Source organism: Eisenbergiella tayi (genome assembly GCF_001881565.1).
Taxonomy (GTDB): domain Bacteria; phylum Bacillota; class Clostridia; order Lachnospirales; family Lachnospiraceae; genus Eisenbergiella; species Eisenbergiella tayi.
In genome coordinates this window covers 388,881-412,810 of record NZ_MPDJ01000005.1, presented here as the reverse complement: position 1 = coordinate 412,810, position 23,930 = coordinate 388,881, and the positions used below count along the sequence as shown (strand labels likewise).

The 23,930-nt window shown below is 48.4% G+C and carries 19 protein-coding genes; 14 read left to right on the top strand and 5 right to left on the bottom strand.

Annotated features, from left to right (window positions below; genetic code table 11):
• The first annotated feature begins 57 nt into the window (after positions 1-57).
• The 6 genes from BLA28_RS19925 to BLA28_RS19895 all read left to right on the top strand — a co-directional run bounded on the left by BLA28_RS19925 (position 58) and on the right by BLA28_RS19895 (position 7,626).
• Positions 58-1,065, top strand: coding sequence for a SpoIID/LytB domain-containing protein (locus tag BLA28_RS19925; protein ID WP_169897276.1), 1,008 nt, complete (start codon positions 58-60; stop codon positions 1,063-1,065).
• Between the two features lie 89 nt (positions 1,066-1,154).
• Positions 1,155-2,093 carry a M23 family metallopeptidase gene (locus tag BLA28_RS19920; RefSeq protein WP_069157801.1) on the top strand — a complete coding sequence of 313 codons (939 nt, stop codon included), beginning with the start codon at positions 1,155-1,157 and terminating at the stop codon, positions 2,091-2,093.
• A 43-nt stretch (positions 2,094-2,136) separates the two neighbouring features.
• Positions 2,137-3,300, top strand: a complete 1,164-nt coding sequence (locus BLA28_RS19915; protein WP_242880606.1) for an amidohydrolase — start codon at positions 2,137-2,139, stop codon at positions 3,298-3,300.
• 887 nt (positions 3,301-4,187) lie between these two features.
• Positions 4,188-5,219, top strand: coding sequence for a D-alanine--D-alanine ligase family protein (locus BLA28_RS19905; RefSeq protein ID WP_069157798.1), 1,032 nt, complete (start codon positions 4,188-4,190; stop codon positions 5,217-5,219).
• Positions 5,216-6,643: a UDP-N-acetylmuramoyl-tripeptide--D-alanyl-D-alanine ligase gene (locus BLA28_RS19900; protein ID WP_242880605.1), complete on the top strand. Its 1,428-nt coding sequence runs from the start codon at positions 5,216-5,218 to the stop codon at positions 6,641-6,643. The genes BLA28_RS19905 and BLA28_RS19900 overlap by 4 nt, the downstream gene beginning before the upstream one ends.
• A complete protein-coding gene (locus BLA28_RS19895; protein ID WP_069157797.1) occupies positions 6,640-7,626 on the top strand; it encodes a DUF1848 domain-containing protein in 987 nt (328 codons plus the stop codon). The genes BLA28_RS19900 and BLA28_RS19895 overlap by 4 nt, the downstream gene beginning before the upstream one ends.
• Positions 7,627-7,633: 7 nt before the next feature.
• On the opposite strand, the gene BLA28_RS19890 is transcribed toward BLA28_RS19895, so the two are convergent.
• Positions 7,634-8,461 (bottom strand): helix-turn-helix transcriptional regulator, encoded by an 828-nt coding sequence (locus BLA28_RS19890; protein ID WP_069157796.1) that lies wholly within the window; start codon positions 8,459-8,461, stop codon positions 7,634-7,636.
• Positions 8,462-8,780: 319 nt separating this feature from the next.
• On the opposite strand from BLA28_RS19890, the gene BLA28_RS19885 reads away from it, so the two are divergent.
• The 4 genes from BLA28_RS19885 (at position 8,781) to gnpA (ending at position 14,266) form a co-directional block, all read left to right on the top strand.
• Complete coding sequence (locus BLA28_RS19885) at positions 8,781-10,130, top strand: ABC transporter substrate-binding protein (RefSeq protein ID WP_069157795.1); 1,350 nt, start codon at positions 8,781-8,783, stop codon at positions 10,128-10,130.
• A 71-nt stretch (positions 10,131-10,201) separates the two neighbouring features.
• Entirely contained in the window at positions 10,202-11,095 is an 894-nt protein-coding gene (locus BLA28_RS19880) for a carbohydrate ABC transporter permease (RefSeq protein WP_044963732.1), read from the top strand.
• A 94-nt stretch (positions 11,096-11,189) separates the two neighbouring features.
• Complete coding sequence (locus BLA28_RS19875; RefSeq protein ID WP_009251828.1) at positions 11,190-12,062, top strand: carbohydrate ABC transporter permease; 873 nt, start codon at positions 11,190-11,192, stop codon at positions 12,060-12,062.
• Between the two features lie 47 nt (positions 12,063-12,109).
• Positions 12,110-14,266 (top strand): 1,3-beta-galactosyl-N-acetylhexosamine phosphorylase, encoded by a 2,157-nt coding sequence (gene gnpA, locus BLA28_RS19870; RefSeq protein ID WP_069157794.1) that lies wholly within the window; start codon positions 12,110-12,112, stop codon positions 14,264-14,266.
• Between the two features lie 645 nt (positions 14,267-14,911).
• On the opposite strand, the gene BLA28_RS19865 is transcribed toward gnpA, so the two are convergent.
• Positions 14,912-15,826, bottom strand: coding sequence for an AraC family transcriptional regulator (locus BLA28_RS19865; RefSeq protein ID WP_044963760.1), 915 nt, complete (start codon positions 15,824-15,826; stop codon positions 14,912-14,914).
• A 239-nt stretch (positions 15,827-16,065) separates the two neighbouring features.
• Here BLA28_RS19865 and BLA28_RS19855 point away from each other — a divergent pair, with 239 nt between their 5' ends.
• The 3 genes from BLA28_RS19855 to BLA28_RS19845 are packed head-to-tail and all read left to right on the top strand — an operon-like array spanning position 16,066 to position 19,797.
• Positions 16,066-17,859: an L-fucose isomerase gene (locus tag BLA28_RS19855; protein WP_069157792.1), complete on the top strand. Its 1,794-nt coding sequence runs from the start codon at positions 16,066-16,068 to the stop codon at positions 17,857-17,859.
• 9 nt (positions 17,860-17,868) lie between these two features.
• Entirely contained in the window at positions 17,869-19,344 is a 1,476-nt protein-coding gene (locus BLA28_RS19850) for a rhamnulokinase (RefSeq protein WP_071699341.1), read from the top strand.
• Positions 19,345-19,356: 12 nt separating this feature from the next.
• On the top strand, positions 19,357-19,797 hold the full coding sequence (locus BLA28_RS19845; protein WP_044963724.1) for an RbsD/FucU family protein: 441 nt from the start codon (positions 19,357-19,359) through the stop codon (positions 19,795-19,797).
• Positions 19,798-20,027: 230 nt separating this feature from the next.
• Here BLA28_RS19845 and BLA28_RS19840 read toward each other — a convergent pair whose 3' ends face one another.
• The 3 genes from BLA28_RS19840 to BLA28_RS19830 all read right to left on the bottom strand — a co-directional run bounded on the left by BLA28_RS19840 (position 20,028) and on the right by BLA28_RS19830 (position 22,046).
• The gene (locus BLA28_RS19840) at positions 20,028-20,213 is read right to left on the bottom strand and encodes a hypothetical protein (protein ID WP_009251821.1); all 186 of its coding nucleotides are present in this window, start codon (positions 20,211-20,213) and stop codon (positions 20,028-20,030) included.
• A 105-nt stretch (positions 20,214-20,318) separates the two neighbouring features.
• Complete coding sequence (locus BLA28_RS19835; protein ID WP_069157789.1) at positions 20,319-21,053, bottom strand: lysophospholipid acyltransferase family protein; 735 nt, start codon at positions 21,051-21,053, stop codon at positions 20,319-20,321.
• Between the two features lie 147 nt (positions 21,054-21,200).
• Positions 21,201-22,046 (bottom strand): hypothetical protein, encoded by an 846-nt coding sequence (locus BLA28_RS19830; RefSeq protein WP_071699340.1) that lies wholly within the window; start codon positions 22,044-22,046, stop codon positions 21,201-21,203.
• Positions 22,047-22,474: 428 nt separating this feature from the next.
• On the opposite strand from BLA28_RS19830, the gene BLA28_RS19825 reads away from it, so the two are divergent.
• On the top strand, positions 22,475-23,884 hold the full coding sequence (locus BLA28_RS19825) for an ABC transporter substrate-binding protein (RefSeq protein WP_169897275.1): 1,410 nt from the start codon (positions 22,475-22,477) through the stop codon (positions 23,882-23,884).
• Positions 23,885-23,930: the final 46 nt, after the last annotated feature.

The following is a 23,930-nucleotide window of genomic DNA, read 5'->3' as shown; positions in this document are numbered from 1 at the left end:
ATTTTTACAACATAAAATATAGTAACGTAAATTTTTGCAGGAAAGGGAGAGATGCCCATGGACAGAAATTCCTTATTACCGAAAGCGCGGCCTGCTTCCAGAAGGCCGCTGCAGGGCGCATTCAGAAGTACCGCAGGCCGTCAGCGATTATTGGACCTATGTGCGGTGCTTTTATTTTTGCTGCTTCTTCCCTATGCCTGCAGCCTGCTTTTCGGAAAAGGCGATGTGGGAGAAGAAACTCTGGCGGTACCCCGGGACGAAAGCAGTATCATGGTAGCCTGCGATACCGGCATCGGAGTGAGCAGGCTGCCCCTGGAAACCTATGTGGAAGGTGCTCTCGCCGCAAGCATTCCTGCGGACTGTGAAGAGGAAACACTTAAAGCCCAGGCCATAATTCTCCGCACCCTATGCATGAGAGCCTATGAAAACAGACAATCCATAGATGATAACACCGTCTATGCCAGGGATATCGGCCAGGAATATCTGGATATGCGTAGCAGGGAAGCCCTCTGGGAAGACAGCTATGAAGAAAAACAGGCCAAAATAGCTTCTGCGGCGGCACAGACAAAAGGCATGTATATGACCTGGAAAGGCCAGATTATTGAACCCGCCTATTTCTGGCTCAGCGCCGGCAAAACAAGAAACGGAAAAGAAGTTTTCGGTGAAGGCTATGACTACCTGACCAGCGTGGACTGCAGCCATGATATAGAAGCGTCCGGCTACAGCAGCACAGTCACCCTCAAAGAGAAAGATTTCTGGGCGGCCATGGGTGTTGACGGTTCCGAAAAAATAACTTTGACCAGGGACAGCGCCGGTTACGTGCTGTGGGTGGAAGCGGCCGGTATACATATGTCGGGAGAAAAATTCCGCAGCCTTTTTTCCCTCCAGTCCGCCTGCTTTACCATAAGTGAAAACGGAGGAAACGTGACGCTCGAAAGCAAGGGAGTAGGCCACGGGCTGGGTTTCTGCCAGTTTGAAGCCAACAGAAGGGCGGTACAGGGAGAAGATTTTCTGGCTCTGCTGCATGTTTTTTTTGAAGGCGTGGAAATTCAAAAAACTGAATAAAGGAAGGGAAAACGGAAAGACTAAGCTTGAAGGATTTCAACTGATAATTGGCATCTGCCAAAATGAATAGGAAAGAGAAGGAATGCCCTATGAGAAGAAGAAGGAGATCAAGCTTTAGAAAAGAAAAAGCGATCATGCTGGTGTCCAGCTGCCTCGTTCTGACGGCGCTGACCGCAACCGGTTTGTATGTAAGAAACAAAAGTCAGGATAAGGAAGACGGATACGTGGTGGATTTCACCGCTTTGGAAGAATCCAATAAACAAAAAGCAGGCGAAGCGCAGGCGGACGGAAGCACAGGAGACGGCCAGTATGCAGATACCGGCGAACTGGACTACGATCCCAGCTTCCAGGAAGCGAATTCCGGAAATGTGGACAACCCCGGAATGAATATGCTGGGAAGCACAGCAGGCCAGGCTTCATTGGAAAATGGCCAGGCAGGTGAAGGCCTCGCCGACGCAGGCCTGACATCCAAAGAAGAAGATCTGGCAGCCGCTGATCCTGCCGAAGAAGAAGCCCTGGAAGCCAATGCGGCTGAGGTCATCGCCAAAACAGACGATTCCACCGATACCGCAAAACGCGATGAAGACGCCATGAACACAACCCCTGCCCTGGACTTTACGGACAACGATACCCTTGTATGGCCCATCGTGGGAAATGTCCTGGTAAACTACAGCATGGACAAGACCGTTTATTTCGCAACCCTTCAGCAATACAAATATAATCCCGCCATCATCATCGCCGCAACACAGGGTGAAGGCATTACTGCCGCAGCCGACGGACAGGTTACCTCCGTCTACGAAGATCCCGAAATCGGAATGGCAGTAGTAGTGAACCTGGGAGACGGATACGAACTCACCTACGGCCAGCTCACCGACCTTACCGTAGCAGAGGGAGACGTCGTAACAACCGGTGAAATTATAGGAAAGGTAGCGGAACCCACGAAATATTACAGTGTGGAAGGCTGCAATGTTTATTTCAAACTGACCAAGGACGGTCAACCCGTAAATCCGCTGAACAGGCTGAGCTGAAATGTGTAAAAAGCTTCTGATCACAAACGGACGCATTCTGACCATGGCAGGAAAAGTCCTGCCAAAAGGATGCGTACTCACAGAAAACGGCAGAATCACCGCAGTCGCAGACCAGATAGAAATACCGGAGGACAAAGATACCGAAATTATCGATGCCTCCGGATGCCTGGTCATGCCCGGCTTAATCGAAGCCCACTGCCACGTAGGAATCACCGAAGAAAAAAAAGGCATGGAAGGAGACGACTGCAATGAAAACGTATCCCCCGTCACCCCATGGCTGAGAGCCCTCGATGCCATAAACACCATGGACGCAGCCTTTGACGACGCCGTCCGCGCCGGAATCACCTCCATCATGGCAGGCCCCGGAAGCTCCAACGTAGTAGGCGGACAATTCGTTTTCCTCAAAACCAAAGGCCGCCGCATAGACGACTTAATCGTCAAAGAACCCGCCGCCATGAAAATAGCCTTCGGAGAAAACCCCAAAGTAAACTTCATGGACCAGCAAAAATCTCCCGTCACCCGGATGGCCATAGCCGGCTTGCTCCGCGAAGAACTCTTCAAAGCCAGAGAGTACCAAAAGAAAAAACAAGCCTGGCAAAAAAAGAATCAGGGAAAATCCCCATCATCCCCCGATTCCACCTTTGAACCCGATTTCCGCATGGAACCCTGGCTCCCCGTACTCGAAGGCAAAATCCCCCTCAAAGCCCACGTACACCGGGCCGACGACATCTTCACAGCCATAAGGATAGCCAAAGAATTCGGCCTCTCCATGACCCTCGACCACTGCAGCGAAGGCCACCTCATCGCCGAAGAACTCGCAAAAGAAGGATTTCCCGCCATAGTAGGCCCCGACCTCTCCAGCCGCAGCAAAATAGAAGTCCAGAACATGGCCTTCAAAACCGCCGCAGTCCTCCACCAGGCCGGAGTCCTGGTAGCCATCACCACAGACCACCCCGTCACCCTCATCCAATCCCTCCCCCTCTGCGCCGGCCTGGCCGTTAAATCCGGCCTCCCCATGGAAGAAGGCCTCCGCGCCATCACCTGCAACCCCGCCCGCATCTGCCGCGTCTACGACAGAGTAGGCAGCCTCGAACCCGGCAAAGATGCCGACATAGCCATCTTCACCGGCAACCCCATGGAAACCTTCACCAAAACCATGTGCACCATCATCAACGGCACCATAGCCTACCGCGACGAAAACTTTTAACCCCAAGCCCCTAACTCTCCAATCCCTAAAAAAGGACTTCAAATAAATCCCTCATCCCTCCCCTCCCTCATAATGAAGGACCTTTCCCTGTTATCCCCCATCCCTTCCAACAGGCCAAAGCTCCTTCATTATCCTCGTCTTTTTTTACCCCTTATACATACCCCCAGCCTCCCGCCTTGCACGCTTCCGAATTCTGTGCTGCTTCCTCCCGGCCCTCTTCCGCCTTCCGTCCCGCCGCAGGCCCTCTGTATGTACGGCGGCATCTCAAAAAAAGGGAGATGTTTCTTACTGCTTTGTCCCTCTATTCCGCTGCCCGCCCTTAGCACAACATTGCATGGATATCACAGTCATGAGCACTTGCTATTTCCGCCAGCACTGCGTTGTCGTCGGTCAACGATGCCACCGCATCGCCTCCCTCCTCCGCCTTGCGCTGACAGAAATATCAAGCACTCATGACTGCAATATCCATGCAATGTTGTGCTGGCGGCGCTGTCTGACGACCGAAGGGAGGAGTTTCAGCCGCGTTGGCAGCGGAATAGAAGGACAAAACAGTTAGGAACACCCCCTTTTTTTGTCTGCCGCCGTACATACAGAGGGCCTGCGGCGGGACGGAAGGCGGAAGAGGGCCGGGAGGAAACAGCACAGAGACGGAAGCGTGCAAGGCGGGAGGCGTACTCCCACAGCACAAAGCGCAAAAAAAGAAGCATTTTTTTCATTTTACAATACCCCCATATATGCTACAATTGAGAAGCACAGGCAAAAATCCACCCCGTTCCTGCATAAACAGGCACGGTAAAAAATATGGTAAATAAAGGTAACGGCTCTGACATCAGAACTGTCACCCAAAAAGAAAATCTGTCATCAGGACAGCAAAATGGAGGAAATGCATGAAAATCGTAGTTTTAGGCGGCGGAATCAGCACAGAAAGGGACGTTTCCCTCAGCTCCAGCCGGATGATTTATGAAGCGCTGAAGAAAAAAGGACACCAGGCCATTCTTCTGGATGTCTATTTAGGATATGAAGGGGACTATGAGGATATTTTTGAAAAGAATATCAACTGGACGGAAAACATCGGAGGAATCACGGAGAGCAATCCCGACATTTCCAGCATTAAAGCGCTGCGTAAAGACGGCGGAAAAAGCTTTTTCGGCCCGGGCGTCATCCCTGTCTGCCAGATGGCTGATGTGGTCTTTCTGGGGCTGCATGGAGAAGACGGAGAAAACGGCAAGGTGCAGGCGGCCTTTGACCTGCTGGGAATCCGGTATACCGGCACGGATTATGTCAGTTCCGCACTGGCCATGGATAAAAGCCTCGCAAAGGAACTGTTCGCCTTTCACTCCATTCCGACTCCGGCAGGAATCCATCTCAAAAAAGGAGAGGAAAGCACACAGAGAGTACCCTTCCCCTGCGTGGTAAAGGCCTGCAGAGGTGGCTCCAGCGTAGGCGTATGTATCGCCCATGATGAAAAGGAATACCAGGCGGCTCTTGAGGAGGCCTTTCGATATGATGAAGAAGCGGTAATCGAGCAATACATCCAGGGAAGGGAATTTTCCTGTGCGGTCATTGACGGAAAGGCTCTGCCTGTCATTGAAATCGCCCCGCTCACCGGATTTTATGATTATAAAAATAAATACCAGGCGGGAAGCACCATCGAAACCTGCCCGGCCGATCTGCCGAAGGAAAAGGCGGAGGAAATGCAGGCGATTTCCGAAAAAGTATTCGCGGCGCTGCGGCTGAAGCAGTATGCACGCATGGATTTTATGATGGACGGTGACGGTAAGCTTTATTGCCTGGAGGCCAATACCCTTCCCGGAATGACCCCTACCTCCCTGATTCCCCAGGAGGCGCAGGCTATGGGCGTCAGCTTTGAAGATTTGTGCGAATGGATCATGGAACTGGCTCTGAAGGAAGGCGAATGAAACCTGCGGAGCGGATGGGAGAAAATATGAAAAATATGACCTTAACCAATATAGCCCGAGCCTGTAACGGAAGGCTTTTATACCCCGCGGAGAATTCCCGGAAGGAAACCGAACATGCGGAGGCTGCAGGTGTTGTTATTGATTCCCGGAAGGCCGGAGAAAATTTCATTTTCGTAGCCACAAAAGGGGAACGGGTGGACGGACACCAGTTTATCCCCGATGTTTTTGCCAAAGGCGCCCTGGGCGTTGTATGTGAAAAGGAGCCGGAAAGTTTACCCGGTCCCTGTATCGTCGTGGAGGACAGCTTTGAGGCCCTGAAACAGATCGGGGAATTCTATCGGCAGCAGCTGCCTGTCAAAGTGGTGGGAATTACCGGAAGCGTCGGAAAGACCAGCACGAAGGAATTCGTTGCCGCCGTGCTCTCCATGAAATATAAGGTGCACAAAACCCTGGGCAACTATAATAATGAAGTGGGAGTACCTCTTACCGTGCTGTCCATGCCGGAAGATACGGAGGTAGCCGTGCTGGAAATGGGTATCAACCATTTCGGGGAAATGCATAATCTCAGCCGTATCGCCCGCCCGGATATCTGTATTATGACAAATATCGGCCAATGCCATCTGGAATTCCTGGGCAGCAGAGAAGGGATCCTGAAGGCGAAATCCGAGATGTTTGACTTTATGAAAGAGGACGGCAGCGTCTGCATAAACGGTGATGATGACATGCTTGCTTCCATTAAGGAAGTAAAGGGGAAGAAACCGGTGACCTTCGGGCTGTCGGAGCAATGCCGGGTATATGCCGCGGACATAAAAGGAAAGGGATTATTCGGAAGTGAAGCCGTCATCCACGGAAATGGTGAGAGCTTTGCCGTTCAGATCCCTCTGCCGGGAGAACATATGGTATATAATGCGCTGGCCGCAGCGGCGGCGGGGCAGCTGCTGGGACTGACCCCGGAGGAAATCCGGGATGGCATCGCGGCGGTGGAAAGCGTCAGCGGGCGCAGCCATATTGTGAAGCTGCCGGATAAAGTCCTGATAGACGACTGTTATAACGCCAATCCTGTTTCCATGGAGGCCGCCATTGATCTGCTGCTCCAGGCGGATGGCCGCAGGGTAGCCGTTATGGGCGATATGTTTGAACTGGGAGAACAGGAAAAGGAAATGCATGCCCGCGTAGGAAAATATGCGGCGGACAAAGGTGTGGAATGCATTATCTGCGCGGGAAAGCTGGCACGCTGTATCTATGAGGGAGCCAGGGAAGCAGCCGGGGAAAGGAAAGACGGCCCTGCTGCGGAAATCTTCTATTTTGAAGACCGGGAAAGCCTGTTAGAAGGGATAAACCAAATTCTGAAGCCCGGAGATACGATACTGATCAAAGCCTCCCATGGCATGGGATTTGAGAAGGTGGTGGAACAGCTGTCATGATTTTATCCGTATCCAGACGCACCGATATACCGTGCCGGCACAGCGAATGGTTCATGAACCGTATCCGCGCGGGATATGCGGTGGTAAGAAATCCCATGAACCCGGGGCAGCTTGGCCGGATAGCCCTCACGCCTGACGTGGTGGACTGTATTGTGTTCTGGAGCAAGGATCCTGCGCCTCTCATGTCTTATCTGAAGGAACTCGATGCCATGGGATACCGGTATTATTTTCAGTTTACCCTGACTCCGTACGGAAAAAATCTGGAACCCGGACTGCGTGATAAAAAAGAAATCGAGGACTGTTTCCGGGAACTGGCGCGAAGGGTTGGCAGTGAGCGCATAATCTGGCGTTATGATCCTGTGGTGGTGAATGAAGTTCTGGATCTGAACTATCATAAAAAGGAGTTTGAACGTCTTTGCAGGGAACTTCAGGGCTGCATGCGAAGCATTACGATAAGCTTTGTGGATATGTATACGAAGCTTGGCAGGGAAAAGACTCCGGCATATGAGAAAGAGGAGGAAGAGGCGCTGCGATCCCGGGCGGAAAAGCAGCTGCGTCCGGTGACGGAAGAAGAGATGGAAGAACTGGCGGCCTTTTTCTCCCATACGGCATCCGCCCGGGGGCTTTCCGTTAACGCCTGCTGTGAAGGGAAGGATCTGACTCCGTTCGGCGTGGGCAGGGCTTCCTGCATTGACAAGGCGGTAATCGAGGATATCACAGGCGGAAAACTCAAACTGAAACCGGATAAGGGGCAGCGAAAGGGCTGCGGCTGCTATGAAAGCATAGATATCGGCGCCTATAATACCTGCCGCAACGGCTGTATTTACTGCTATGCCAATCATTCCCCCAAATCCCTGGAGGAAAACCTGCGTAAAGCGGACAGGCAGGGCGAGCTGCTTGTGGGCAGTGTCCGGGACGGGGAAAAAGTGACCGTGCGCAAGACCGCATCCTGCCTGGAAGGACAGTATGAACTGCCGCTGTAAATATCCGTTATTCACTGCGGCAGGCCTTCCGGTAAGCGCTGGCAGTCATCCGGCAGTGCTTCAGGAAGCACTGTGCAAAATAGCTTTGAGAGGAAAAGCCCGAGGACTGGGCGACCTCCGTAATACTGTAATCCGTTGTGGCCAGCAGCTCCTTGCTGGCCTTTATTCTTACCTCGCATAAATAATTGATAGGCGAACAGCCGAACTGCCTGGTAAAGGCATGCACCATATAATATTTGTTCAGATGAGATACCTCGGCAAGAGTGTCCAGCGTGATATCCTGAGGATAGTTCATCTCAATATACTGCTTCAGCTTGATACATTCCCGGCTGGATTTGACGGAGGAAACAGACTCGAAGTCGAAATGTGCCCGCCGTATCAGATTGACAATCAGTATTTCCAGCATATCCTGGCATACCAGCTCATAGTTGGGTTTCTTTTCCTCCATTTCAGTGAGCAGCCCGTTCATATGGTACATGAACCTGGCATGATCATTCCTGCAGCTGAAAATGATATGCTCATGATCTCCTTCAAAGGAAAAATTAAGCCCTTCAACCCCCAGGATTATGTATTCCAGGGGAATATCCCCCACCGAACGCTCCGTATGTGTAATATTGGAGTTTATAATAATAAAGTCATCCTCCTTCACAGGATAAATCTGATCCTCTATCAGATAATTGCCTTTTCCCCTTTTGATATAGCACAGCTCCGTAAAGTAATGGGTATGAGGAAGGCTGGGCCAGTCATTCTCATATACGGAATGGGTCACATACAGCAGCTTGGCATTGATGGGATTGATGTTATCATTCTCCATCGAATATCTTGAAATAGGCATAAAAAGCCTCCTTTTTTAGAAATACTGCGTTGCGTAAAAGCGGATGTGCAAGAAAGCCGGGCATTTGTACAAAAAAGATGTGCAAAAATACAAAAACGACAAAAATTGAAATTGGCAAATTAAGCACATTGTTGTAAAAAATATTCGATTATTTCTTTTGATGCACGTAAGTTACTAAAAGTATTTTATCAAATGATGGGGTAAAAAGCAAGATTTATAAAAAATGAAGCAAGATATGGATTGTATGGATATCTTATAGAGGATATACTGATAGTATCAAAAAGCAATACGGAAATGTTCAAACTAAAGGAGGAAAAAAATGAAAAAGAAGATTGTCAGTGTGTTATTAACAGCTGTAATGGCAGCAAGCCTGCTTGCAGGCTGCGGCAACAGCAGCAAACCTGCTGAAAGCACTCCGGCCGAGCCGGCGGCGCCTGCAGCAACAGAAGAAGCAAAGGAAGAAACACCTGCTGATACAACAGCGGAAACCACGGCAGATGCCGGCGCTGCTGATTACAGCGACGTAACGTTAACCTTCTGGTCCATGTGGAACTCCACAGAGCCTCAGGGAAAAGTAATTCAGGAAGCTGCCGATGCTTTTAAAGAGCAGACAGGCGCTACCGTGAATATCGAATGGAAGGGACGTGATATCAATACTATCATCGCAACAGCCCTGGAATCCGGAGAAAAAATAGACATCTTTGAAGATGACTACTCCAGAATCGCAAAAACATATGTAAATTACTGCTACGATTTAACAGAAATGGCTAAAGCAGCCAACTACGATGCACAGAGCTTCAAGTGCTTCAACGATGTAGCTACCGAATGGGCAGGCTTCCTCTGCTGTGTAACCGAACAGCCTCAGGTTGGCGGTGTATTCTACAACAAAGACATCTTTGATGACTGCGGAATCACCAGCGTACCTGCAACATGGGATGAATTCCTTACCGCATGCCAGGCTATGGTAGACAAAGGATATCAGCCGCTGGCTCTTGACAGCGCATATGCAGACTTTACCTTCGGTTATCACCTTGACAGAGTTATCGGACAGGATGCGATTACAGACCTGGCTCTTAACGGCGGATGGGGCGAGAACAAAGGCGTTGCAGAAGCAGCTCAGCAGATTATTGACTTTGTAAAAGCAGGATATCTTGCAGACGGCGCTCCGGATGAATATCCTTCCAGCCAGAACAAGATCGGTCTTACAGGCAAGGTTGCAATGGTTGTATGTGCTAACTATGTAGCAGCAGAAGTTAACAACAACAGCGGTACTGAGGTTAACTGGGGAATGTTTAACTATCCTGCAGTAGAAGGCGGTGCGGATCCTTCCAACGCTTATGCAGGCGCTAACTCTCTGGCAATCTCCTCTTACAGCGAGAACCCTCAGGCAGCTTTCGATTTCCTTATGCTCTTAACATCCGGCGAATTTGACCAGAAGATGGCTGATGCAGCTTCCCAGATTCCTGCGGATCCCAGAAATACAGCTCCCGCTATCATGAACGGTACTATCGAAGCTCTTCAGGCTACCGACAGCCCGCTTACATGGAACATGGGACTGAATGAAAATGCAGACCTGAAGGCTAACTTCAAGGATATCATCATCGGACTGTTTGAAGGCAAATATGCTACCGGCGAAGATTTCGCTGCAGCAATGGACGCTTTATACTAAAAAAGGGTTTACCCGGTGGAGGTGGCACTGTAGTGGTGCCGCCTCTTTTTATAAAATGAGGTGACGTATAAATGAAAAAAAATAAAACTATGATCATATGTTTTATACTGCCATGTCTGCTGACCTTATTTATTATGTATCTTTATCCGGTTGCAAGAACACTGATTATGAGCTTTTTCCGGATTGAAAGTGTTACGTCTGATGTTTCCACATGGTCTTTCTATGGACTGGGCAATTATTCCAGAATATTCGGCAGCCCCACATACCGGGTTTCCATGTGGAACATGCTCCGTATCTGGCTGGTCGGCGGTATTTTTACATTGTCATTTTCACTGCTCTTTGCCGTTATCCTCACAAGCGGCATCCGTTTTAAAAAGTTCTTCCGTGCGGCAATTTATCTTCCTAACGTTATCAGTGCCGTAGCGCTGGCGACCATGTGGATTCAGTACGTATATAACAATGATTACGGTATGCTGAATAAGATACTGGGTGCCCTCGGCCTTAACGGCGTGAAATGGCTGGGAACCGATACGAAGTTCTGGGCCATGCTGTTTGCCTTCATTTTTGGCGCAGTAGGTTATTACATGCTGATTTTTATCAGTGGTATTGAACGGATCCCTCAGGATTTATATGAAGCGGCAACCATTGACGGAGCCAATAAGGTGCAGCAGTTCGGAAAAATCACCATGCCTCTGTTAAAGGGAATTACCAAAACAAATATAACCTTCTGGAGTGTTCACACCACAACCTTCTTCCTCTGGTCAAAGATGTTCTCGCCGGTGGATACGGAAGCATCTACCATTGTTCCGGTTGTTTACCTGTATGATACGGTATTCGGCGGAAAAGGAAATGCGAACAGGGATGCCGGAGCCGGTGCTGCGGTAGGCGTTGTCCTTGCCCTCATTATTGTAGTGGTTTATTTCGTTATGAACAGACTGCTTAAGGACGATGATTTGGAATTTTAAGCAGGTTGGAATATTGTCTGTCAGACACCGTCTAAGGGATTTGGGGCGGCAGGATGGAACGCAGTACATGCCTGTCTGCAGAATGGAGTGAATGATGAGTAAAGAAAATAAAACTAAAATCAAGCAAAAGGTAAACTGGAAAAAGGAATTGTCCCTTCTTCCCGGTTATATTATTGTACTTGTCTGGATTATATTTACAGCGGCCTTTTTGTTTTGGATTCTGGGGGCCAGCCTTTCCACATCCAGAGAAATTTTCTCGGGTACTGTTTTCAAATTCGAAAGTGGTTTCCATTTGGAAAACTATGTAAACGCATGGCAGGCGCAGAACGTTTCCGTATTCTTCGCAAACTCGCTGCTTTATGCGGTCGTTTCCTGTGTCGGCGTTATTCTGATATCCGCGCCGGGCGCTTATGTGCTTTCCAGATTTGATTTCATTTGTAATAAAGCAATCAAATCCGGCCTGATCGTAGCCATGAGTATTCCCGCCGTTATGATTATCATGCCTATTTTTGCATTGACCACAAAGTGGAATGTAAAGGGCAGGATTCTGCTGATACTGCTGTATATCTTTTTAAATGTGCCTTATACCACAACCTATCTGCTCAACTTCTTCGCAACCCTTTCCAAGACCTACGAAGAAGCCGCGGCAATCGACGGATGTCCTCCGGCAAAAACCTTCTGGGTTATCATGCTGCCGCTGGTTCAGCCCGCGCTGATTACGGTTACTATTTTCAATTTCCTCGGAGTATGGAACGAATTCTTCATGGCATTGATTTTCGCAAGCTCCGAAAAGATGACGCCTGTCGGAGTAGGTTTGCTGCAGATTGTAAACTCCATGAAATACACGGGAGATTACGGCGGATTGTTTGCAGCTGTTGTCATCGTATTTTTACCTACCTTCTTATTATATATCTTCTTATCGGAGAAGATTATTGCCGGTGTAACGGGCGGCGGTATCAAGGGCTGATTTCCTTGTGAATAAAGGATAAAATGAAAAACAGGAGGGGTCGCAGGATGGACCAGAATAAAGGAAGAGTAACAATTCCTACAGATGTAGATGTGATTCAGGAGACCCTGGAATTATCCAGGCGCTGGGGGGCCGACGCGGTGCGTGACTGCGACGGGACAGACTTCCCCATAGAGTTAAAGGATGTGGGCTTAAAGGTATATTCCACCTATTATACCACCAGGAAAGATAATGACTGGGCAAAAGCCAATCCGGATGAAATCCAGCAGATGTATGTGATGACGCCCATTTACACGGCAGACGGGGACAGCCTCAGGATACGCCTCATGAAGGGCTTATATCCAGATATGCTCACACCCAACTGCCGGGATGATATCAGGCGCTGGTGGGAAGTCATTGACAGAAGCACCGGGGAAGTGGTTCCCACGGACAGCTGGTCTTATGATGAGGCTTCCGGTGAGGTAGAAATTAAGAGCATCCCCTTCCATGATTATACAGTGAGCTTCCTCGCTTATATCATGTGGGATCCGGTACATATGTATAACGCTGTTGTAAATGACTGGAAGGATGTGGAGCATCAGATCACCTTTGATGTGAGACAGCCCAAGACGCATGAATATACGATGAAGCGCCTGCGTAAGTTCATTGAGGAGCATCCTTATGTTAATGTTCTCCGGTTCACCACGTTCTTCCATCAGTTTACACTGATGTTCGACGAACTGGCGAGGGAGAAATATGTGGACTGGTATGGCTATTCCGCATCAGTCAGCCCTTATATCCTGGAACAGTTTGAAAAGGAAGCAGGATATCCTTTCCGTCCGGAATATATTATCGATCAGGGCTATTATAATAACCAGTACAGAATTCCTTCCCGTGAGTTTAAAGACTTCCAGGCTTTCCAGAGAAGGGAAGTGGCGAAGATAGCCAGGGAAATGGTGGATATCTGCCACGAATGCGGCAGGGAAGCCATGATGTTCCTGGGCGATCATTGGATCGGCACCGAACCGTTCATGGAAGAATTTGCAGGCATCGGGCTGGATGCGGTGGTAGGAAGCGTGGGCAATGGTTCAACCTTGCGTCTTATCAGTGATATAGAAGGGGTAAAATATACAGAAGGGCGCCTTCTTCCTTACTTCTTCCCCGATACCTTCCATGAGGGGGGAGATCCGGTTAAAGAGGCAAAATATAACTGGGTGACGGCAAGACGCGCTATTTTAAGAAAGCCCATTGATCGTATCGGATACGGCGGTTATTTGAAGCTGGCGAATGAGTTCCCGGATTTTGTGGAATATGTGGAATCCGTCTGTGAGGAATTCCGGGAATTATATGAAAATATTAAGGGAACCACGCCCTATTGTGTAAAAAAGGTTGCTGTACTTAACTGCTGGGGCAAGATGAGAGCCTGGGGCTGCCATATGGTGCATCATGCCATTTACTTCAAGCAGAATTATTCCTATGCAGGTATTATCGAAGCACTTTCCGGAGCCCCTTTTGATGTGAAATTTATAAGCTTTGAGGATATCCTGGAAAATAAGGATATTTTGAAGGATATCGATGTGATCATCAATGTGGGTGATGCGGATACGGCACATACCGGCGGCGAATGGTGGTGCAATCCGGTGATTTCTTCCGCTATAAAGGAATTCGTATACAATGGCGGCGGCATTATCGGTGTGGGAGAACCCAGCGGGCACCAGGCCAACGGACATTTCTTCCAGCTGTCCAATGTATTCGGTGTGGAAGAGGAAAGAGACTTCACACTCGGCTATGATAAGTATAACTGGGAAAACCACGACCACTTCATTACTGCTGATGCCCAGGACGAGATTGATTTTGGGGAATCAAGAAAATATATTTATGCCCTTGAAAACACGACAGTGCTGGAAGCGAAGGAAAAGGAAGTACATCTGGCAGTAAACGAATTCGGAAAAGGCCGCGCCGTATATATCAGCGGGCTTCCCTACAGCTTTGAGAACAGCAGGCTCCTTTACCGTGCTATTCTGTGGAGCGCCGGGGATGAAGAAAACATTAATAAGTGGTTCAGTACCAATGTCAATGTGGAAGTGCATGCTTATATCAAGAACGGGAAATACTGTGTGGTTAATAATACCTATGAAGCGCAGTCAACCACCGTTTATAAGGGAGACGGCACAGCCTTCCAACTGGATCTTGAGCCGAACCAGATAATCTGGTATGAGATCTGAATATAACAGAAAGATAAAAAATAACAGCGCAGTACCGGCTATCGGTCCTGCGCTGTTATTTTTGTCTTAGCAGTTACGTTAAAAAAAGAACATTTTTACGTCCGTATTTCCTGGAATTGCGAAGGGCAAATAGGTGTACGCGCAGAATATCAGAGTAAGAATAAAAAGCATGCTTACAATAGTTACATGAAGAGGAAAATTAGTTGACAGGAACCACACATTGCATTATTATTAATCATATAAAAGCTTATTAAGTATCGACAGAACGAATTTTCGATGTGGTTTCCATCCGCATCCATACCGGAGTCCGGTTCTTCAGAGGCTTCTGAAGCAGGATCTTTTCTCTCTTTTTATGATAAAGAGAAAATCATGGTTTTAAAGGACAATCTTTATGTGAAAAGAGTGGCTCAACCGTATTTCCTGAGAATACATAAGTAAACAGAGCGGAGCTTTGATGATCAGCCTGGTGTCAGAACGCTGTCAGGAGAGTGCTGCTTTGGAAACCTCAGTCTCAAACATTCTGAAAACGAAAGGAGACATATGCCGGCGGCGGCATGTGTCTCTTTCTTCGATCATTGCCTAAGGATCATTACCTGAGTTTTTTCAGCCGGAGAGCCGTGATTTTGACGGCTCAGGAATCCGGTTCTACAGGCGGAGGGCATACTGCTTCGGCGTGACATCCATATATTTCTTGAAGGTCTTTACAAAATAACTGCTGTCATTAAAGCCGCACTGGTAAGCGACATCCGTAATAGGAAGCTCTGTTGTGCTGAGGATATAGCAGGCCCGTTCAATCCGGTAATAATTCAGGTAATCCATAGGGGTCCGGTGTATGGCGGCCCGGAAATAGCGGCAGAAATACTTGGGAGTCATTCCTGCAATGCGCGACAGATCCGCAAGAGTAACAGGGCTGGAATAATTGGCGTCGATATATTCCAGTACAGGCTTGAGCTGATCCATTTTTTTCTGTCCGGGAGCAGGGGCATCCGTCACCGGAGTATAATATTCTTCCTCAAAAAGGCATCCGAAGATTTCATACAGCGCGCCCAGCGTACTCAGCTCGCTGCCCGCATGAGGATACCTTATGGCATCAAACAGCCTTCCCACGGCCTGAAGCAGACGGGAATTGTCCATGGAAGAGGGCGCAGCGCCGGGCAGAACCGAAGGATCCCGGACGGTTTCTTCCCGGGGAACCGCCTGAAAATAATTATACAGCTGGATCTGGTGGCGGGAAATGAGACGGATATAACGTTTGCAGGCGTCCGTATGCATCAGGGTGGATTTAAGGTCGAAAACAGCGCATTCATAGACACAGTGTTCCGGTATGCCGCCGTGTATGACCCCTTCCTCGATCAGGATGACATCGCCTGCCCTGGCAAGGATTTCCCGATCATCCAGAAACAGGCGCAGAGAGCCGCTTTGAACCTGAATCAGTTCCATTTCCTTATGCCAGTGGAAGGGCATGTTATAGCGGGAATGGTGCTCATCCACATGATAAAAGGCGATGGGGAAATCAGGGGTGCCATGTTCTATTTTTTCATTATAATCCAGATAATGCATTCCTTTTCCTCCGAAAAAGCCCCTGCAGAAGCCTCTGCCGCAATTGTATTTTCTCTTTTTACCGATAAAAGGGAAGAAAGAATAAAAAGTGAATATTGTTATATTTTTTGCCATTATAACACAGGCAAAACAAAATTGCCAATGCTATACTGAACATAACGGACATAATCCGTATTGACGTGTTTACGGAAAGCCGAAGAGAAACCGGTTGTGTTATTTTAACAAGGAGGGAAAGAAAAATGGCAGAAAACAGATATGTGGGGGATTATCCTGTAATTGGCATCAGACCTACGATTGACGGAAGAAGAGGCTATCTTAAGGTGAGGGAGTCTCTGGAAGAGCAGACCATGAATATGGCGAAAGCGGCGGCGAAGCTGTTTGAAGAAAACCTTCGTTATTCCAATGGCGAGCCGGTAAAGGTTATCATCGCAGACACTACCATCGGACGTGTGGGAGAGACAGCGGCATGTGCGGACAAATTCCGCAAGGAAGGCGTGGATATTACTTTGACAGTAACACCCTGCTGGTGCTATGGCGCAGAAACGATGGATATGGATCCCAGAACCATAAAGGGTGTATGGGGCTTTAACGGAACAGAGCGTCCCGGCGCCGTATATCTGGCAAGCGTTCTGGCAACCCATGCACAGAAGGGGCTTCCTGCTTTCGGTATTTACGGACATGATGTGCAGGATGCGGATGCCACGGATATTCCGGAGGATGTAGTGGAGAAGCTTCTCCGTTTCGGACGTGCTGCCGTAGCTGTTGCCAGCATGAGAGGAAAATCCTATCTGCAGATTGGTTCCATTTGTATGGGTATCGGCGGATCCATCATTGATCCGGCATTTATAGAAGAATATCTGGGTATGCGTGTGGAATCCGTGGATGAAGTGGAAATCATCCGCCGCATGACAGAAGGCATTTATGATAAAGCAGAATTTGAGAAAGCTCTTGCCTGGACAAAAGCAAACTGCATCGAAGGCTTTGATAAGAATCCTGAAGAGGTTCAGAAGTCCAGGGAAAAGAAGGATGAGGACTGGGAGTTCGTTGTGAAGATGATGTGCATCATCAAAGATCTGATGAACGGCAATAAGAATCTTCCGACAGGCTGCGAAGAAGAGATGGTGGGCCATAATGCGATTGCCGCAGGCTTCCAGGGACAGCGTCAGTGGACAGACTTCTATCCCAACTGTGACTTTGCAGAGGCGATGCTCAATACCTCCTTTGACTGGAATGGGGCGAGAGAGCCGTATGTCCTTGCGACGGAAAATGATGTTCTGAACGGACTGGGAATGATGTTCATGAAGCTTCTGACCAACCGTGCACAGATTTTTGCCGACGTCCGTACATACTGGAGTCCGGAAGCGGTTAAGAAGGCAACCGGCTATGATATCGAGGGTGTTGCAAAGGATGCGGGCGGATTTATCCATCTGATCAATTCCGGAGCCGCATGTCTGGATGCCAACGGACAGGCAAAGGATGAAAACGGCAATGGTGTGATGAAGCCCTGGTATGATGTTACGGAAGAGGATCAGAAGGCTATTATGGGAGCCACTACCTGGAATGCAGCTGATTTCGGCTACTTCAGAGGCGGCGGATATTCCTCCAGATTCCTTACCGAGGCGGAAATGCCTGTTACCATGATCCGTCTGAACCTGGTTAAGGGACTCGGGCCGGTGCTTCAGATTGCAGAAGGCTGGACTGTGAAGCTGCCGGATGAGGTTTCCGACAAGCTTTGGAAACGTACCGACTATACATGGCCCTGCACATGGTTTGCTCCCCGTACCACAGGAAAGGGCGCATTTGCAACGGCTTATGATGTAATGAATAACTGGGGCGCCAACCACGGTGCCATCAGCTACGGACATATCGGAGCAGATCTGATTACCATGTGCTCCATGCTGCGCATTCCTGTAAGCATGCACAATGTGCCGGAAGAAAAGATTTTCCGTCCTTCCGCATGGAATGCTTTCGGAATGGATAAAGAAGGCCAGGACTACCGTGCATGTGAGGCTTACGGACCTCTGTACAAGTAGGAGGAACCTATGGAAATAAAGAAGGTATTGGCAGTTGACCTGGGGGCTTCCAGCGGCAGAGTCATGTTGGGAAGCTTTGACGGGGAAAAAATAAGTGTGGAGGAGCTTCACCGCTTCTCCAACGATCCCGTCATTCTGGGGAAAACCATGTATTGGGATTTTCTCCGCCTGTTCCATGAAATAAAGCAGGGACTGATTAAGTCCAAAGCGTATGGGAAAATAGACAGCATCAGCGTGGATACCTGGGGTGTGGATTTCGGTATCCTGGATGAAGAAGGAAACCTCCTGGAGAATCCGGTGCATTACCGTGATGCCAGAGTGACAGGAATGCTTGAAAAAAGCTTTGAAAGCATAGATAAGGATCGGTTTTACCAGATAACCGGCAATCAGTTTATGGAGATTAACACCGTATTCCAGCTTTTGTATTTATCTCTGAACCGGAAACGGCAGCTGGATTTGGCGGACAGCCTTCTTATGATGCCTGACCTGTTTAATTACTATCTTTCCGGAGAAAAATGCTGTGAATATTCCGCGGCATCCACCACACAGCTGCTGGATGCGGTGCGTAAGGAATGGTCCGGGGAGGTAATTGAGAAGTTACAGCTGCCGGGACGTCTCCTGCAGAAAATCGTTCCCAGCGGGACGCCTGTGGGAATGCTGAGGCCGGAGATTTGTGAAGAACTTGGAGTGGAGCCCATGAAGGTAGTGGCCGGAGCCGGCCATGATACCCAGTGTGCCCTGGCTGCGGTGCCTACCGGGGAAAAGGATTTCATTTTCATCAGCTGCGGTACCTGGAGCCTGTTCGGAACAGAGCTGGATACTCCTATCATAAATGAAAAGAGCACCCGGTTTAACATTACCAATGAAGGCGGTGTGGGAGGAAAGATTTCCTTCCTGAAAAATATCATCGGCCTATGGCTGATCCAGGAAAGCCGGCGGCAGTGGATGCGTGAAGGAAAAGAGTTCAGTTTCGGGGAACTGGAAAAGCTGGCGGCATCGGAAGAACCCTTCCGTTCTCTGATAGATCCGGATGCACCGGAATTTGCCCCTTCAGGAAATGTGCCGCGCAGAATCAGGGAATTCTGTAAACGTACCGGCCAGCCGGTACCGGAGACAGAGGGCCAGCTGGTGCGCTGCATCAATGAAAGCCTTGCGCTGAAATACCGTATGGCGCTGGAAGAGATCAAAGAGTGTACGGGAAAAGAATATCCGGTAATCCATATGGTGGGCGGCGGAACGCAGAGCGTCCTGCTCTGCCAGCTGACGGCGGATGCCTGCAAATGCCCTGTTTACGCCGGGCCCATTGAGGCGACTGTTTATGGCAATATCGCTATCCAGCTTATGGCGGAGGGCGTTATCGGAAGCCTGGAAGAAATCCGCAGTGTTATTAAGGCTTCGGAGGATATCCGCAGATTTGAACCGCAGAAGCCGGACGAGTGGGAAGCGGTATACCGGAAATACAGGGAAGATATCAGGAATTGGTGATCGGAGGATGCTATGTTAAAAGGAATTCCTTCCATTTTATCACCGGAACTTTTAAAGGTTCTGTGCGAAATGGGACACAGTGACAGAATTGTAATTGCGGACGGTAATTTTCCTGTGGAATCCATGGGGAAAAATGCTAAGGTCGTACGGCTGGACGGACATGGCGTGCCGGAAATTCTGGATGCCATCCTTCAGGTATTTCCGCTGGATACTTATGTGGAGCACCCGGTTAACCTCATGGAGGTAATGCCCGGAGATCCGGTTAAAACACCTATCTGGGACGAGTATAAGGAGATTATATCCAGGCATGACGGCAGGGGAAGCGCAGTGGTGGGAAATATTGAGCGGTTCGCTTTTTATGAAGAAGCAAAAACGGCCTATGCCATTGTGGCAACCGGAGAAATGGCGGTGTATGCCAATGTGATGCTGCAGAAGGGTGTTGTAACGGAATAGGGATAAGGTATCCAATAAAGAAAAGGTGCCAATAAAATTAAAATATTAAAAAGTCTGCCTTCTGCAGTTCTTTCTTCGGTTTGGACACGATATGGCTATAACCAACCCAGAGAAAAAAGGAATTATAGGAGGCAGACTTTTTTTCAGATATTTAATAAGATTTTTCAGACCGGCCCGAAGGCCTTATTGATCAGACTGGCAGAAAGGAATATGGCCAGTCCTGAAGTATATCAGACGATATCAGAGAGTTTGTATTCTTTGCATAAACGTTCTCTAAGTGCGGTATCTTCACTGATCTGTGACAATTCTTCCAGGCGGTTATCCTGCAGAAGAACCCTTACCAATTTCAGTATTTTTTCTTCGCCAAATATGCAGCTTTCTTGTTTTTCTGCTTTTACCCATTCTTCAAATGTCATAAATTTTGCCTCCCATTCCCGGCTATGCTTCAAAGCCTTTACCCGGTCTGCCTCACTGATATAAACATCCAGCCCGCCGGAACCCCGGCGGGCTGAATATATGTACTATACTAATTCCTTATTCTTAAAATACATCTCTTTTATCCGTTCCAACGTGATATCCGCCAGCTTCTTTTTTTCTTCCTTGGAAAGTTCATTCGGATAAATGGGCTCTCCATATTCGATAACCACGTGGGTTTTTTTAATCTTGGGAAAATGATCCTCAAAAACATCCCCTGCATTATTCAGGGCAATGGGAATGATGGGGCAGCCGCTTTTTTCTGCAATTTTAAAGCTGCCTGCATGAAACGGCAGGAAAGTATCGGCAATCTTGTTGCGGGTACCCTCCGGGAAAATGCAGATAGAAATCCCGTCTTTGATTTTTCCGATTGCAGCGAGGATGATTTTGGCGCCCTGCTTCAGATCCTTGCGGTCAAGGAACAGGCAGTGCAGATTTTTCATCCAGTGGCTGAGAAGAGGAATTTTCAGCATCTCCAGCTTGGCGACATAGCCGGTAGGGCGGGGAACGCGTACGTAAGTCATAAGGATGTCAAAATAGCTCCGGTGGTTTCCGATATAGAGGACAGCCTGGTCTTTAGGAATCCGTTCCTCACCGATATAAGTGATTTTCACGCCGGACAGCCTCAGGCACCAGCGGAACGCCCAATTGACAATGGCCAGGGAGCTGCGGTTTTTGATATCCATATTAAATTTGCCGATAATCCATTCCGCAATGAGAAGCGGTATGCTCAGGATAAGAAAAATAACTACAAAAAGAGCGACACTGATAAAACGAATCATAGGATAATCCCTTCCTTTTCTGGTTGCGTAAAGGCAGCAGAAGCAAAGGCTGTGCTGCCTTTTTAGTATATACTACCATTATTGGCAAAGCAAGAGATTATAGGCATGCGGCGCCTGTTTTTTTCGGCGTCGCCGCTGTGCGTTAAATCAGAGGTTGAATTCCTGAAAAAGCTGATCCTGATAAACGGGATCCATAACCGCCTTTTCTATTTCCCCGCTCCTGGATTCCCGGATGAGAAGACGGATTAACTGGTTTACTCTGTTTTGGCCTTCTTCCTTAACACTGGCCATATGTTCCTGTTCATCATACTCCGTAAATAACATATTGATTACCTCCGCGCGATGATTTATAAGAATATCCTTCAGAATGTTTTCACGGATACACTCCCGGATTGCCATATCGACTGCTTCAGCGAAGGGCAAATCCAATGTCAGTTTTTCCCTGACTTTTGCGATAAACAGAGAATACTCTTTCAGTCTGCCGCATTTTTCCATCAATTCACGGTTCCTTCCTTTATTGATGTTAAGCATGAGCGCTTTGCATTCCAGGCATGGCTCCATGGCGGTTTTAGAGTGGGGAAAGGCATCGGACATCTTCAGCTGAGAACGATCCGGCTGTTTTTGCGTACCATTATAAAATATAACATATTGTGGCCTGGGCAGAGGGATCAGCTTGCTTCCATATAGATTGTATTTATATTTTTCCAGATACTTCTGATAAGTTTCCGCAAAATATAAGAACCCTCTTACCGGCATATTGGGGTTTACCGTGCTCTGATGTTCATAAAGATTGAGGATGTCGCCAATTAAAAAGGAAATATCATTTTTCATTTTCAGATAAAGCATGTTTTCCAAAGTGACAATATGCAGTTCATCGGCATTGCTGTAGTGCGTATCATTGACTGCATTATATAAATCAAGCAAATCCTTCTTTTCCCGGAACACTAACCGGAAAAGGCGATCCTTATATTCTTTTGTGATTTTAATTTCCAAGTCTTTTGTCTACCTCCATTATATCGTTTTTATTAATAGATTACAACGTAAAAGAATAGATTATTAAACCATAGGCAAAACACCACGCTTTCATTCTGCAGTCATAACAGCATTTTTATATTTTGTATTGATAAGGAAATAAGCGGCAGATACGCCGGATAAAAATAAGAAGTAACTTTAATTTACCATATTCAGAAGGAGGCTGCAAGTATATGATAAAATTAAGTGGACGGCAGTTACCCTGGCAGCAGCAGTATTGCTCCAATATCCAAAAATTAAGTAATGAATCTAAAAAAACAATACAATTCCTGAAAAGAAGTTTTGCTAGAATAAAGATATCAGGAAACAACAAATGGGGCTGGCTGAAAGAAAGGTATTCGGCTTCCCTGATTTGCGTACGCGACAGGGCGTACAGATGGGAGAGGAAAATGAAGAAGAAGGTAGTCAGTATTTTATTATGTGCGGCCATGGGGATGACGGCTCTGGCAGGCTGCGGAAACAGTTCAGGATCAGGCGCTTCGGCGAGTGAACCGGCGGCAGCAGTTCAGGAGGATAGCAGGGAAAGCAAAGAGGAATCCACGCAGGCCGGTGAAAGCCAGGAGAGCGCAGCGGCGGAAAATACCGCGGTGGACGGCGGAGGGGAAACTCTGAATGTCATGTGCCATTCCAGCTGGAGGACCGATGAAGCGAATGCAGTGTTTGATTATGTTGCAGAAAAGTGTAATGTGAAGTTTGAATTTGAGGAAGTTCCGGAGGGCGGTTCCGGGAATGAGCTTATTTTTGCAAAAATGCAGTCCGGAGAGGTTCCGGATATCCTCTGGTGGCAGGGAGCGAAGACGAGCGCAACGGAAATAGGGGAAGATTTATTTATGGAGCTGTCCGGAGACTGGACGAAGGATTATAATGCCAACATTCTGGAATCCCCGAACCAGACTTATAACGGCAGGCTGATATGCGCGCCCTTCGGTGATGTGACCGTATTCGGCATGTGCTACAATAAACAGGTTTTCGCGGATAACAATATTCAGATCCCCCAGACCTGGGATGAATTCCTGGCGGCCTGCGAGACGCTTAAGGCGGCGGGAGTTACCCCGATGTATATCTCAGGAACGACAGATAATGAGTGGACGCTTCAGATCATTCCCATTGATGCCCGCCTGAAACAGGAAAGCATGGAGCCCGGCAGTATCGAGGCTCTCAACAGCCATAAAAAGCTGTGGGCAGATATGGAATATATGCAGGTCACTTTCGAACGGATGAAGGAAATGAAGGATAAGGGCTATATTCAGGATACCTTCCTGTCGGACAGCTATGCGGATGCCCAGGAAGCGCTGCTCACCGGTACAGCAGCCATGTATCCTCAGGCAACCTGGATTTATGCGGAATTAACCAAGCTGGCGGAATCGGAAGAGGAGCTGGATAATATCGGTTTCTTCCCTATCCCGGCTACGAATGCGGCGGATTCCATCGCCTATACGGAAACACCCACAGGCTTCGTGATTCCGGTAAGCGGCAAGAAAGCGGATTTGGCGGCACAGATCGTGGGAGAACTGGTATCGAAGGAAGCGATGACAGAATATTATAAGCTGCATCAGGGCATTCCGGCTGTAAATGGTGTGGAAGTGGAACTGAGCAGTATTCCGGCAGATGTATCCGCTCTGATGGAAGCGGGGAAAACAAATACTCTTCCCAATACTCTTTATTCCACCCCTTCCATGGCGAGTGACGTACAGGCCATGCTGGCAGGCGATAAGACTCCGAAGGATGTGCTGGCAGGCTATGACACCGACTGGGATACCTATGCAAAAGAAGCGGGGAACCCGGATTGGGGCTATTGATTCGGTAAGGCAGCGGACAGCGTTCCGGTTTTGAAAGCAGATAATT